At 72.9% G+C, this 13,060-nt stretch carries 10 protein-coding genes; 7 read left to right on the top strand and 3 right to left on the bottom strand.

Annotated features, from left to right (window positions below; translation table 11 throughout):
• Nucleotides 1-64 precede the first annotated feature (64 nt).
• Together serS and FM125_RS08135 are read left to right on the top strand one after the other, a co-directional pair.
• Nucleotides 65-1,351, top strand: a complete 1,287-nt coding sequence (gene serS, locus FM125_RS08140) for a serine--tRNA ligase (protein WP_087134253.1) — start codon at nt 65-67, stop codon at nt 1,349-1,351.
• Between the two features lie 101 nt (nt 1,352-1,452).
• Entirely contained in the window at nt 1,453-2,244 is a 792-nt protein-coding gene (locus FM125_RS08135; protein ID WP_067191710.1) for a Cof-type HAD-IIB family hydrolase, read from the top strand.
• A gap of 180 nt (nt 2,245-2,424) precedes the next feature.
• On the opposite strand, the gene FM125_RS08130 is transcribed toward FM125_RS08135, so the two are convergent.
• The 3 genes from FM125_RS08130 to FM125_RS08120 form a co-directional block, all read right to left on the bottom strand.
• Nucleotides 2,425-3,057 (bottom strand): hypothetical protein, encoded by a 633-nt coding sequence (locus FM125_RS08130; protein ID WP_067191712.1) that lies wholly within the window; start codon nt 3,055-3,057, stop codon nt 2,425-2,427.
• A gap of 122 nt (nt 3,058-3,179) precedes the next feature.
• Nucleotides 3,180-5,408: a vWA domain-containing protein gene (locus FM125_RS08125; RefSeq protein ID WP_180525444.1), complete on the bottom strand. Its 2,229-nt coding sequence runs from the start codon at nt 5,406-5,408 to the stop codon at nt 3,180-3,182.
• 358 nt (nt 5,409-5,766) lie between these two features.
• On the bottom strand, nt 5,767-6,327 hold the full coding sequence (locus tag FM125_RS08120; RefSeq protein WP_067192283.1) for an inorganic diphosphatase: 561 nt from the start codon (nt 6,325-6,327) through the stop codon (nt 5,767-5,769).
• Between the two features lie 69 nt (nt 6,328-6,396).
• Between FM125_RS08120 and FM125_RS08115 the strand changes: the two genes are divergently transcribed.
• The 5 genes from FM125_RS08115 (at nt 6,397) to tilS (ending at nt 13,059) form a co-directional block, all read left to right on the top strand.
• Nucleotides 6,397-8,031: a serine/threonine-protein kinase gene (locus tag FM125_RS08115; RefSeq protein WP_082740149.1), complete on the top strand. Its 1,635-nt coding sequence runs from the start codon at nt 6,397-6,399 to the stop codon at nt 8,029-8,031.
• A gap of 62 nt (nt 8,032-8,093) precedes the next feature.
• The gene (locus FM125_RS08110; protein ID WP_087134251.1) at nt 8,094-8,567 is read left to right on the top strand and encodes a hypothetical protein; all 474 of its coding nucleotides are present in this window, start codon (nt 8,094-8,096) and stop codon (nt 8,565-8,567) included.
• Entirely contained in the window at nt 8,564-10,423 is a 1,860-nt protein-coding gene (locus tag FM125_RS12415; protein ID WP_087134250.1) for a D-alanyl-D-alanine carboxypeptidase, read from the top strand. The genes FM125_RS08110 and FM125_RS12415 overlap by 4 nt, the downstream gene beginning before the upstream one ends.
• Nucleotides 10,424-10,489: 66 nt before the next feature.
• On the top strand, nt 10,490-11,839 hold the full coding sequence (locus FM125_RS08100) for a zinc-dependent metalloprotease (protein WP_087134249.1): 1,350 nt from the start codon (nt 10,490-10,492) through the stop codon (nt 11,837-11,839).
• Nucleotides 11,836-13,059 carry a tRNA lysidine(34) synthetase TilS gene (gene tilS / locus FM125_RS08095; RefSeq protein ID WP_087134248.1) on the top strand — a complete coding sequence of 408 codons (1,224 nt, stop codon included), beginning with the start codon at nt 11,836-11,838 and terminating at the stop codon, nt 13,057-13,059. Before FM125_RS08100 ends, tilS begins: the two co-directional genes overlap by 4 nt.
• Nucleotide 13,060 lies beyond the last annotated feature (1 nt).

Below are 13,060 nucleotides of genomic sequence, written 5' to 3'. Positions count from 1 at the left end.
TCTCGATTCTAGGAAGCCGTGCTGTGGGCAGGGTGTCCTGCCCGGCCACCGCTAGTCTGGAGGGGTGATCGACGTCAAGCACCTCATCGAGAACCCGGACCAGTACCGCGCCTCCCAGGAAGCCCGCGGGGCGGACGCCGCAGCCGTGGACCGCATGATCGAGGCGGACAGCTCCCGCCGCGCCTCCATCGCGAGGTACGAGGAGCTGCGTGCCGAGCAGAAGTCCTTCGGCAAGAAGGTCGCGCAGGCGCAGGGCGATCAGAAGCAGGCCCTGCTGGCCGAGGTGAAGGAGCTGGCCGCCCAGGTGAAGGCCGCCGAGGCCGCCGCCGGCGAGGCCGAGGCCGCTCTGGCCGAGGAGCAGCGTTCCTTCCCGAACCTGATCGTGGAGGGCATCCCGTCCGGCGGCGAGGACGACTTCGCCGTGCTCAAGGAGGTCGGCACCCCGCGGGACTTCGCCGCGGAGGGCTTCGAGCCCCGCGACCACCTGGAGATCGGCGAGCTGATCGGCGGCATCGACATGGAGCGCGGCGCGAAGGTCTCCGGCGCCCGGTTCTCCTTCCTCAAGGGCGTGGTGGCACGGCTGGAGCTGGCCCTGATGCAGATGGGCCTGGACCTGGCGGTCGAGCACGGCTTCACCATGGTCATCCCGCCGACCCTCGTGCGTCCGGAGACCATGCAGGGCACCGGCTTCGACGTCCAGCACGACGACGAGATCTACCGTCTCGAGCGCGACGACCTGTACCTTGTCGGCACCTCCGAGGTGGCCCTGGCCGGCTACCACGCGGACGAGATCCTCGACCTCTCCGACGGCCCGATCCGCTACGCCGGCTGGTCCACCTGCTACCGCCGCGAGGCCGGCTCTGCGGGCAAGGACACCCGCGGCATCATCCGCGTCCACCAGTTCAACAAACTGGAGATGTTCGTCTACACCACCGTGGAGGAGGCCGAGGCCGAGCATCAGCGGCTCCTCGAGTGGGAGGAGCAGATGCTCGCGAAGATCGAGGTCCCCTACCGCGTGATCGACACCGCCGCCGGCGACCTCGGCCTCTCCGCCGCCCGCAAGTTCGACTGCGAGGCCTGGGTCCCCACCCAGGGCACCTACCGCGAGCTGACCTCCACCTCCAACTGCACCACCTTCCAGGCCCGCCGCCTGAACACCCGCGAGCGTGTGGTGAAGGAGGACGGTTCCAAGGGAGGCACCCGCATGGTCGCCACCCTCAACGGCACCCTGGCCACCACCCGCTGGATCGTGGCGATCCTGGAGAACCACCAGAACCAGGACGGCTCCGTGCCCGTCCCGGAGGCCCTGCGCCCGTACCTGGGCGGGATGGAGCGGTTCGAGCTCGTCTGAGCCCGCGTCGAGCCGGCGTGTCCCGCAGAGTTCACCGGTGCGCCACCGGCGCTTCCGCCGCGAGCGGCGTGCTGTCCGCCGGACCTGATTGGATGGGGGACATGATCACGAAGATGGTGTGCCTGGATGTGGACGGAACGCTCGTGGACCATGACGGGCGGATGCATGACCGCGTGCGGGAGTCTGCGAAGGCCGTGGTGGCCGCTGGCCACCACGTGGTGATCGCGACCGGCCGCTCCCGCGGCGCCACCCTCCCGGTGGCCGAAACGCTCGGCATCGACCGTGGCTACGTGGTGTGCTCCAACGGCGGCGTCACCCTGCGCCTGGATCCGGAGCTGGAGGAGGGCTACGAGGTCACGGACCTGCGCACATTCGATCCGCGTTCGGTGCTGCGGAGGCTGCGTGAGCGCCTGCCCGCGTCCAAGTACGCGATCGAGCTGCCGGACGGCTCGTTCCTCGGCACCGAGCGGTTCCAGGACATGTCCTTCGGTGTGCGCTCCGAGGGGGTCCCCTTCGACCGGCTGCTGGATCAGACGGCCGTGCGCCTGGTGGTGTTCTCCACGGACTCCTCCGCCGAGGAGTTCGGCCGGGCAGTGGAGGGCATCGGCCTGTCCGGGGTGGCCTACTCGGTGGGCTGGACCGCCTGGCTGGACATCGCCGCCGCCGGCGTCACCAAGGCCTCCGGGCTGGAAGCGCTGCGCACCGTGCTGGGCGTGTCCCAGGAGGACACCGTGGCGGTGGGCGACGGCCGCAATGACGTGGAGATGCTCCGCTGGGCCGGCCGCGGCGTGGCCATGGGGCAGGCTCCCGAGGAGGTCGTGGCCGCCGCGGACGAGGTGACCGGCCACGTGGACGACGACGGCCTGGCCGACGTCCTCGACTCCCTCCTCTGAACCCCACCCGGACGTTTTCGTTCGGGAAACAGTCGAGTCCCCGCGCACTTTCGTGCGGGAGACCGTCGGGTTACCGCGCGGAAGACGTTCGCTCGGAACACGTTCGCCCGGGACCCGGGCCGGTCGAGAGCGCCCCTCGGGGGTCAGACGGCCGCCGGCTCCCACATCCGCCCCGGCACCTCAGCCCGCCTCCGGCAGGGCGACCTCGTCCGCGAGCGCGAGCAGGCGGGCGGCGGCCGGCCGGCAGGCGTGCTCCTCTGTCCAGAAGGAGCGCTGCACGGCCTGGGAGACGGCCTGGGTGGTGATGCCCAGCTCGGCGGCCACGAGCTTCTGCTGACCGCGCACACCGGGGACCATCAGGTCCAGCACGCGCCACTCGGCGTCCGTGCGGGTCCACACCAGCTGGCCGATCAGCCGCAGCACGGCCTCGGCCTCGGCCGCGGCCTCCGCGTTCCGGGCTGACACGGCCACCGGGATGCGCTGGCCGTGGGCGGCGGCCTCCACCGCCTGGCGGGCGGCCACCAGGCCCGGGCCGGTGACGTCCTCGAGGTCCTGTGAGTCCGGAAGACCCGGGGTGCCGTCTGCGGCCAGCAGCGGTCCGACCCCCACGCCGACGTTCCAGCGCCGCTCCCGCACCGCCCGCAGCGCCACGTCCACGGCAGTGTGCGGGTCCGCGACCACACCGATCAGCTCGTCCCCCACGGAGCGCTGGAACGGCAGCAGGGTGTCCACGTGGCGGAGCCGGCGGATCAGCTCGTCCACCATGTCTCCGACCTCGCGGGAGTCACGCTGGTTCACGGTCAGGACGTACATGCCCTCCATCCTGCCAGCCGGCTCGACTCCCGCCGGGGAACCCGGCCGTCTGCCCCACGCAGACGACCGCCCGGCCCCACAGTGGACGGTGTGGGGCCGGGCGGTCGTTGCCGGGGGTGCTGTCAGGCGCCGCGCCGGCCGGCCAGGATGATGCCTCCGCCGGCCAGGGCGATCACGCCGAGCCCGCCGATGGCCCACGGCAGGATCCCACCGATGCCGCCGGAGTCCTGGGACTCGGCCGCCTGCACGTCCGCCTCGGTGTCCTTGTCCTTCTGCTCATCGGTTCCCGACGACGGCTCCTCGCCGTCCTCGGATCCTCCCGCCTCGGACGGGGACGGCTCGGATTCGTCGGTCTCCTCCGCCTCGTCCGAGAGGTCCGAGGACTCGGCGTCGTCCTCACGGTCGGTGTCGTCCGACTCGTCCGCGTCGTCCCGCTCGGTGTCCTCCTCGCGCTCGGTCTCGTCCTCGCGGTCGGCGCCTTCCTCGCGCCCGGTGTCACTGTCCTCACCGAACGCCTCGGTGTACTCGGCGCTGGTGGTGATGAACTCGCCGGCCTCCTCCTCGGCCTCACCGCGCACGTCCACGGTCAGCTCGAAGGACTGGGGGACGTCTGCGGCAGAGGGGTCGTACTCCCGCTGGACCTTGATGTACTGGCCCCCGGGGACGGAGTAGGCCTCGGCCCCGCCGCTGGAGATCCGTCGGTTCGGGTGGATGTGCTCCTCCAGCACGCCGTTGGCGTACGAGCCCTCTCCGGGGCCGATGATCGACAGGTCGCCGGTGCCGTTCACTCCGCTTCCCCCAGCGTCGGGGTCGGACATGAAGGACATGTGCTCACGCAGCGGGTTGTAGGCGAGGGCCCAGATCATGAGGTTGTCCTCTGCGTCCGAGGTGATGTCCACTCGGGCGGCCAGGGTCTGGTTGGTCGCGGCGTCGATCTTGAAGTACTTCGCCTCGCCGGGGACCAGCGTATCGGTGATGGTCTGTCCGGACTCGATCGGTGTGGCGTCGTTGAAGGAGCCGCCGCCGGCGACCTGCTCTGCCTTGGCGGTCTTGACGTCCTTGAACTTCGGGCTCGGTGCCGGGGAGCCGGAGGCCTTCTCCTGCTTGGCGTAGGCCACCATCAGCTCCAGGGGGATCTCCTCGTCCGAGGCGGTGTCGGCGGCGTGGACGACCTCGACGACCACCTCGTCGTCCTTGGTCAGGCAGTTATCCCGGGTGTCCTCGCTCAGCTCCTTGCTGAAGGAGTCATGCTCGAACCAGTGGACGGTCGCGTGCATGCCGCTGCCGTGCGGCGGGACCACCGTGTCCCTCAGCGAGCTGCAGGTCTCGTAGGGGCGTTCGGACAGGTCCACGGGCCGGATCCAGACATCGCTGTTGCCCAGCATCTCGTGGGTCTCGCGGTCCTTGACCACCGTGGCTGTGACCACCGGGGTGTAGCCCTCGTGGTAGGGGATCCGGTAGTAGCGGCGGCCGGCAGAGTCGTCACCGTCGTCCTCGTTGCCCTTCTGGGTGGCGATGGTGTCCGTGAACTGCCCGGCGCTCATGCGGGGCGCGTCCTCGGCGCTTCTGCCGCCTTCCACGGGGGTGCCGGCGGTCTGGTAGCCCTGCAGGGCGCGGGTGGTCTGGGTGGTCAGGGTCTCGGTGAGCTGCTCGGCGTCGTCGGCGGAGGAGTAGGTGCCGCCGGTGGCCTCGGCGATGCACTCCAGGGTCTCCTGGGCCTTGGTGTTGCCCTGCAGGCGGAAGCCGATGGTGTGCACGGTCAGGTCGATGCCGTCCTCGGCCAGCTGCTGGGCGATCTCGCAGGCCGGGGGCTCGTCACAGGTGGGCTCGCCGTCGGAGACCAGGACGATGGACTTCTCGCCTTCGACGTCCTTCAGTTCGTCCGCGGCGTGCTGCAGGGACTGGCCGATCGGGGTGCCGCCCTGGGCGTCCAGGGCGTCGACCTTCTTCGTCAGCTTCTTGGCGTCGACCTTCGCGACCTTCTGCAGGGTCTCGATCTTCGTGCAGGTCTTCCGGTCCGCGTGGCCGAAGGCGACCATGCCGAGCTTGGCGTCCTCGGGGGTCTTCTCGATCAGGTCTTTGGTGGCGTCCTTGGCTGCGTCGATGCGGGCGGTGCCGTTCTCATCGGCGTCCTTCTCCAGCATGGACTCGGAGTAGTCCATGACCACGACGACCGGCTGCTGAGAGGTGCCCGGAGCCTGGGCCTGCTCGTTCTGCTGCTCGGCCAGTGCGGGGGCGGCGGTCAGCGAGGCCAGGCCGAGCAGGCCTGCGGTGGTCGCGGCGGCGAGGACCGGACGACGCCCGGTCCGTGTGCGGTCGGTCTGTGCGTTGGTGCTGGCCTGGTGCTGCATGATGTCGATCCTCCAGGTGTTCTGCGGCCGCCCCGTCGGCGACCACTCCCTTGCGTTTGCTGTTGCAAACATACCCCAGGTGATCGCAAATGCAAACACCAGGCGCGAAGGATTCTCGTCCACCGCGGCGACGAATCGGTGAACTCCCGCTCGACTGCAGGTGAAACGCCAGGTCAGAGCCGCCTTCCCCGCTCGGCATCCTGACGCTCCGCACATCACGACGACGGCCGCCCGCCTCCGCCGGACCCCGCACCCTCCGGTGCGGTTCGGTTGAAGGCGAGCGGCCGTCGTCGGTCAAGCACTGGCGGGAGCACAGGTCCCGGCGGCGCTCAGGAAAGGTGGATCACTGCCGCGCGGATCACTCCTTTTCGGTGGCCGGCTCGGCGGCCTCGGTGTCCACGTCGCGGCCCTGCGGCTCGTCCGACTCGGAGTGCTCGCCGGTGGCCTCGAAGCGCTTGATGGAGGCCTCGAGCTCGGCTTCGGCGGCCGCGCGGCCCTCCCAGCCCTCGGCCTTGACCCACTTGCCCGGCTCCAGGTCCTTGTAGCGGGTGAAGAAGTGCTCCAGCTCCTTCTTCAGCCACTCGTCGATGTCCTCGAGCTCCTGGATGTGGTCGAAGCGCTTGTCCGCCGGGACGCACAGGATCTTGGCGTCGCCGCCGCCGTCGTCGGTCATGTTGAACACGCCGACCGGGCGGGCCTCCACCACCACGCCGGGAAGCAGGTCGAAGCCCGGCAGGAACACCATCGCGTCCAGCGGATCGCCGTCCTCGCCCAGGGTGTTCTCGAAGAAGCCGTAGTGGGTCGGGTACTCCATCGAGGTGAACAGCACGCGGTCCAGGCGCAGGCGGCCGGTCTCGTGGTCGAACTCGTACTTGACGCGCGAGCCGGCGGGGATCTCGATCGTGACGTCGTGCTCCATGACGCTCCTCAGGTAGGAAATGGGGGTTGGTCTGGGACCACAGTACCGGCGCAGCCGCAGGCATCCGCCATGATGGGACGTATGGGTCAGGTCATCGCAGGGCGTTTCGAGCTGCTCGCCCCGATCGCTCGCGGAGGGCAGGGGACGGTGTGGTTGGCGGTCGACCGCCGCATCGGACGCCGCTGTGCCGCCAAGGTGCTGGACCAGGCCGACTCCGCCTCCCTGCTGCGCTTCGTCCGCGAGCAGGGCGTGCAGGTGGACCACGCGCACCTCGCCTCGCCCTACGGCTGGGCCGCCGAGGACCACGAGGTGGCCATCGCCATGCCGCTCGTGGCCGGCGGGTCGCTCGAAGGCGCCCTCTCCGACTGGGGTGCACTCGGGGAGTCGCTGACCGCCGCGCTGCTGCTGCAGCTGCTGGACGGGCTGGCCGAGCTGCACGGCTCCGGCTGGATTCACCGGGACGTCAAACCCGGAAACGTGCTGCTCGACGCCACCGGTGCCGGCGCGCCCCATCTGCGGCTCGGGGACATGGGCCTGGCCATGCGCGACGACGACCCCCGCCTCACCAGCCTCGGGTACCTGCACGGCACGCCCGGCTACGTGCCCCCGGAGGCCTACACGGAGGCGGCCCCGGCCCCGGCGCAGGACCTCTTCGCCGCCGGCGTGACCGCATTGCGCATGCTCGACCCCGGCTGCCGACCACGGGACGTCGGCGAGATCGCACGGGTGCTCGCCGGCGTACAGGACGCCGGGCTGCGGCAGGTGCTGACCGGACTGGTCGCCGACGACCCCGACGCCAGGGTGCGCGCCGCCGCGCAGGCGCCTACCCGGCTGGCCGTGGTGGCGGCCGCGGGTCCCGGCGGTGGATACGTCACCGCCTCCGGCGAGCCGTTCGAGGTGTTCGACCAGCTCGAGGGGCTGGACGAGGAGTTCGACACTGCTGCGGCAGCCCAGGGCGGTGCGTCGGGGCCCTCACCGGCCGAGCCGGAGACCGAGACGCGGACCGTGGACCTGTCCCCGGAGCGGCCGACGAGCGTCCTGTCCGCCCCCGAGCGTGTGGAGGCAAGCGCCGCACCCGCGCCGCGGCCGATCGCCGCCGAGGCGGCCCCGCCCCAGGCAGCCCCGCCCCAGGGCGCGCATGCCCGTGCAGCGGCGGTCGGGGCCGGTGCCTCCGGCCCGGGTGCCGCTGGACGCGGCCGCTCGCCCCTGCTGGCCTGGACCCTGGTGGGCGCCGGGGTGCTCGCCGTGGTCGTCGCCTTCGTGATGCTCCTCGGCGGCGGAGGAGGGGACGAACCCGGGGACCAGGCGCCCACGGGACCGACCTCGACCGCTCCGGCGACCGACGCTCCGACGACCGACGCGCCGTCCTCCGCCGAACCGTCCTCCGACGTCGCGAGCTCGGAGCCGACGGCAGACGTCGAGACCTCCGCCGCGCCGACCGACGGCTCGGGCGCGGCGTCGTCGGAAGGCGAGGAGCCGTCGTCGGGTAGCGACGAGTCCACCCCACCGGCCACGGGACAGCCGAGCCCCGACGCGCCGGCGACCCCGCGCTCCACGGGGCGACCGAACCTGAGCAGTTCGGTGCGCGAAGGGCAGGGATGCATCCCCGCCGAGCACGGCACCGAGGTGATCGGCCTGGACGAGAAGCACCTGATGTGCACCTGGACCGACGGCGCCTACAGCTGGACCGTGGTCCAGGACTGAGCCGTCCGGCGCGACGGGCCAGAGGTTTCGCGTCTGCAAACACCTTTGGGATCATGGAGCGCATGACCGCCACACACGACTACGCAGAACAGCAGCGCGCCCTCTACGGCGCCCCTCTGGGCGAGCGCTTCGGCGTGGTCCTGAAGGAGTACGGCATCAGCCAGCGCACGCTCGCCGCCACGCTCGGCCTCTCCGCGCCCATGCTGTCCCAGCTCGCCAGCGCCCGGCGCATCAAGATCGGCAACCCCGCCGTCTACGCCCGCCTGGTCATGCTCGAGGAGCGCATCCAGGAGGAGGACAAGGCCGCCGTCCTCGCCGAGGTCCGCGAGTCCGACCCCGTGCTCACCACCCAGGTGCGGCCCACCTCCTCCCAGAACGCCGACGACGGCACCGCACCCGGGCACGACCGCCTCGCCTCCGCCCTGGCCTCCCTCGGCTGTCCGGCCGAGCTCACCTCCGCCGCGGAGGCCGCCGGAGAAGGGCCGCTCGCCTCCGTGCTGCGCCGGGCCGCCGAGCTGGCCGAGGGCCGCCGGTGAAGACCTCCCTCTTCGCCGCGGCAGCGGCCGCGCTGCTGGCCGCGTCACCGATCGTCCAGCCCCATCCCGGGGACTTCGGCCCGCTGGAGGGCGACCCGGCCCCGGCGGCGGTGCGGCAGATCGCGGAGGATGCGGCCACCGCGCCGATCCCCACGGAGGACGAGGTCGCCTCCGTCCTCGCCGGGCCGCTCGCCGAGCATCCGGGCACCGCACACGTGTCCGTCCGGGACGCCGTCACCGGGGAAGAGCTCTACGGGCAGAACCAGGACGCAGGGGTCGCCCCGGCCTCCGCGCTGAAGCTGCTCACCGCCGCCACCGCGCTGCGCACCCTGGGCTCCGAACGGCAGTTCCGCACCCGCACCGTGCTGGTGGACCCGGCCCGCTCCGCGGTGCACACCCAGCCGCAGCCGGCGAGCACCTGGCAGCCCGCGGCCCCCGCCCAGCCCGCGCCGGCGGCGACCGCGCAGCCCGCGCCGGCGGCGACCACGCAGCCGCAGCCCTCCTCCTGGACGCCGCAGCCGACTCCGAGCTCCACCTGGCAGCCCCAGCCCAGCTCAAGCTGGGCCCCGAGTTCCTCGTCCTGGACCCCGAGCCCGTCGTCCACGTGGCAGCCGAGCCCGTCCCCCTCCGGGACGCCCTCGCCCACACCGACGCAGAGCCCCGTACCGACACCGGAGCCGACCCCTTCGCCGAGCGACGCCCCGGCCCCGAGCCCCACGCCCGAGCCGAGCAAGAGTGCCGAGCCGAGCAAGAGTGCCGAGCCGAGCAAGAGCGGCGAGCCGAGCCAGAGCCCGTCCTCGGCGAGCCCCTCGGAGGGCGAGTCGGACGGCGAGGGCGTGCCGCCGTCGTCGTCCCCGAAGCCCTCCGGTCCGAAGCAGCTGGTGCTGGTCGGCGGCGGCGACGTCATGCTCGGCACCGGCGCCTCGGACGCCTCCCGCGTGGACGGCCGTGCCGGCCTGGCGACCCTCGCCGAGCAGACCGTGAAGGGCCTCGAGGAGCAGGGCGTCACCGGCGAGGTCGAGCTGTCCCTGGACCTGCGCCTCTACGCCGGCGACGGCGTGAACCCCGGCTGGAGCGAGGGCCTGCTGGAGGAGGGGTACATCTCCCGGGTCCAGCCCCTGGCGACCTTCGGCGGCCGCCCGCAGGCCGGCACCGCCGAGGAGCGCGTGGCCGACCCGGCCCAGTTCGCCGCACAGCGCTTCCAGTCCATGCTGAAGGAGGAGATCGCTGAGTCCGGCGCGGACCTGCAGCTGCAGGTCCGTGAGGACATCCCGCAGACCACGGTCCCGCGTGAGATGGTCGAGGAGGCCGACTCCGTGGGCGAGGTGCGCTCCGCCCCGGTGCGCGAACAGGTGGACTACATGCTGGCGCACTCGGACAACCAGCTCGCCGAGGCCCTCGCCCGCAACGCCGCCTACGCGGTCGGCCGCGTCCCGGACCACCACGGTGCCGCCGGCCTGATGACGGACGTGGCGGCGGACCTCGGCGTGGACACCGGGGGGATGGACCTGAAGGACGCCTGCGGGCTCAGCGGGCAGGACCGCATCAGCGCGTCCGCGCTCACCGGCGTCCTCGCCGCGTCCGCGGAGATGCCGCTGCTCAGCGCGGCGCTGGAGGGCCTGCCGAAACCCGGCAGCGACTCCACGCTCTCCGAACGGCTGGTGGGCACCGCGGCGGAGGAGGTCACCGCGGCCAAGACCGGCACCCTGCTCGAGTCCGTGTCCCTCACCGGACGCGTGGTGACCCCCCGGGGGCGGGTGCTCGTCTTCTCCGTGGTCCTCTCCGGCATCGACTCCCAGGTCGGCGAGGCCCGCGCCGCCACCGACCGGGCCGTGGTGGCGCTAGCCCAGCTCTGAGCGAAGCCTCCTGCACAGCGACCCTCAAGCCGCCCGCCGCCCGGGACCGTGTGGTGGACTGGGCGCATGACCGATTCCACCGCCGCCATCGCCCCGGCCGGCTCTGACGCCCCTGGCCCCTCTGCCGACGCCGTCCGCCGCGATCCCATCGACTGGGCCGTGGCTGCCCGCACCGCCGGGGCCCTCGTTCCACCGGGTCCCCGGCTCTCCGCGCGGCAGGCGAAGGCCGAGGCCGAGGGACTGCGCCGCGCCGCGGACGCCTCCGTGGAGCACGTCCACCGGCTCACAGGCCTCGAGGCCGCCCGCGACCTGCGGGACTCTCAGGTGCTGATCGTGGACCGCGCGACCTGGGCCACGGCGAACACACGGTCCTTCAAGGCGCTGCTCGCCCCGACCTTCGCGCACCTGGCCGCCACCCGCCCGCAGGAGTACGCCGTCTCCACCACCCCGGTCGCCACCGCTGCCACCGGAGCCGAGCTCGGCGCGATCCTCGCGTTCCTCGGCTCCAAGGTGCTCGGCCAGTATGACCCCTTCGCCGCCCTCTCCGGCAACGGCGGACGCCTCATGCTGGTGGCCCCCAACGTGGCCGCTGTGCGCGCCGAGATCAACGTGGTCCCCGAGGACTTCCGGCTCTGGGTGTGCCTGCACGAGCAGACCCACCGCGTGCAGTTCGCTGCCGCCGGCTGGCTGGCCGCGCACCTGCAGGAGAAGCTCACGGAGCTCTCCTCCGCCCTGTTCGACAAGTCGGACTCCCTGCCCGAGCGCCTCCGCGCAGCATTCGCCGCCGCGCTGCCCGGCAAGAGCAACGACGACGGCCCCACCGGACGTCCGGCCGTCTCGGCCGATCCCGCGGTCACCGCCGTGGGGGAGGACCCGGCGCACGGCGCCGGGGGCGCCTCCGCCGAGGAGGAGGCCGCGGTGGACCTGCAGACGGGGGCGGGAGCCGCCGTCGGGAAGGGCGGTGCCGGGGGGCCGGGCGGTGCCGAGAGGCCGGGCGGTGCCGAGGGGCCAGGCGGTGCCGAGAGGCCGGGCGGGCTGCTGGGGGCCCTGCAGGACGACGAGGACCGGGCTCGCCTGTCTCACCTGACCGCCGTGATGTCCCTGCTCGAGGGGCACGCCAACGTGGTCATGGACGCGGTGGACGCCGAGGTGGTGGAGACCGTGAAGACCATCCGCCGCCGGTTCAACGCGCGCGGCGACCGGCGCAGCCCGCTGGAGAGGTTCGTGCGCCGGCTGATCGGCATGGATGCCAAGATGCGGCAGTACGCGGACGGGCAGAGGTTCGTGGACGCAGCGGTCGCCGAACTCGGCATGGACGGGTTCAACGTGGTCTGGGACGACCCCGCGCTGCTGCCCACCGAGGCCGAGATCCACGCGCCGGACCTGTGGGTCGCCCGCATGCGCCGCGAGGCATGAACGCGATGACCGGCGGGGGAGCGGACGCCGCGATGCCGGCTCTGGGGCAGTGGCCCCCGCGCACCCGATGGCCGGACGCCGTGCACCGTGGGATCGCCGCGCTGAAGGGTGTCCTTCAAGGTCAGCGGCCGGCCCTCCTGGCCGTCTCAGGCGGGGCGGACTCGCTCGCGCTCGCCGTGCTCGCCGCCGTCCTGACCGGCACGCGGGAGGGCGCTGGACTCAGGATCGGGGCCGCGGTGGTGGACCACGGGCTGCAGCCGGGATCCGCCGAGGTCGCTGCGGCGGCCGCCCAGGTGTGCCGTCGCCTCGGGATGAAACCGACCTGCGTGGAGACGGTCCGCGTCGAGGACCGCGGCGACGGCCCCGAGGCCGCCGCCCGTGCGGCACGGATGACGGCGCTGGCCGAGGCCGCGCGCCGGACCGGGGCAGGGCTGGTGGTCACCGCCCACACCGCCGACGACCAGGCCGAACAGGTCCTCCTCGCCCTCGCCCGGGGCTCCGGCACCCGTTCCCTCGCCGGGATGCCGGCCCGGCGCAGGCTGCTCCCGGCGACGCAGGCCGGCGACGCAGAAGGGGCGGGCACGACGGACGGGGCCGACGGTGGGGGCGTGGAGCTGGTGCGTCCGCTGCTCGGGCTGACCCGCGCCGACACCGAGGCGATCTGCGCCTGGGCGGGTGCGACCTGGTGGACCGATCCCATGAACGCCGAACCCGACATCCGCCGGGTGAGGGTGCGTGAGCACCTGCTGCCGCTGCTCGAGGACGAGGAGCGTGGCCTCGGCGCCGGAGTGCGCGCCGGGCTCGTCCGCTCCGCGGCCATCGCAGCCGAGGACGCCGCCGCCCTCGACGCCTGGGCCGGCCGGGAGCTGGCCCGACTGCGGCGGGACGTGGAGGACACGGCCGCCACCGCGTCGCCTCGCCCGCTCGCGCTCGACCTGGGCGGCCTGGCCGCCCTCCCCGCCGCCGTCCGGCACCGGATCTACGCCCGCGCCGCCGCCCTGACCGGGGCCGAGCCCACCACCCGCGAACGCCTCCTGGCGGTGGACGCCCTCGTCACGCAGGCGCGCCGCGGCGGCACCTCGGCGGGCCCTGTGCAACTGGGCGGGGGCACCCGGGTGAGGCGCCGTCGTCGGGAAGCCGCCGGAAGCGGAGAGCGCCCGGGCGCGGGCGCGCGCACGTGTGCAAGACTGGAGTTCCACCCCGACCCCGCGGTCGACTGAA

This window comes from Micrococcus lylae, from assembly GCF_900163825.1.
Classification (GTDB): domain Bacteria; phylum Actinomycetota; class Actinomycetes; order Actinomycetales; family Micrococcaceae; genus Micrococcus; species Micrococcus lylae.
Note: the sequence above shows the minus strand (reverse complement) of the source record. Positions and strands in the feature narration are given on the sequence as shown.

Coding starts and splice junctions, on each gene's coding strand:
- FM125_RS08115 (WP_082740149.1), top strand. CDS start 6,397: ATGATGGGACGTATGGGTCAGGTCATCGCAGGGCGTTTCGAGCTGCTC.
- FM125_RS08110 (WP_087134251.1), top strand. CDS start 8,094: ATGACCGCCACACACGACTACGCAGAACAGCAGCGCGCCCTCTACGGC.
- FM125_RS08130 (WP_067191712.1), bottom strand. CDS start 3,057: ATGTACGTCCTGACCGTGAACCAGCGTGACTCCCGCGAGGTCGGAGAC.
- FM125_RS08120 (WP_067192283.1), bottom strand. CDS start 6,327: ATGGAGCACGACGTCACGATCGAGATCCCCGCCGGCTCGCGCGTCAAG.
- FM125_RS08135 (WP_067191710.1), top strand. CDS start 1,453: ATGATCACGAAGATGGTGTGCCTGGATGTGGACGGAACGCTCGTGGAC.
- tilS (WP_087134248.1), top strand. CDS start 11,836: ATGAACGCGATGACCGGCGGGGGAGCGGACGCCGCGATGCCGGCTCTG.
- FM125_RS08125 (WP_180525444.1), bottom strand. CDS start 5,408: ATGCAGCACCAGGCCAGCACCAACGCACAGACCGACCGCACACGGACC.
- FM125_RS08100 (WP_087134249.1), top strand. CDS start 10,490: ATGACCGATTCCACCGCCGCCATCGCCCCGGCCGGCTCTGACGCCCCT.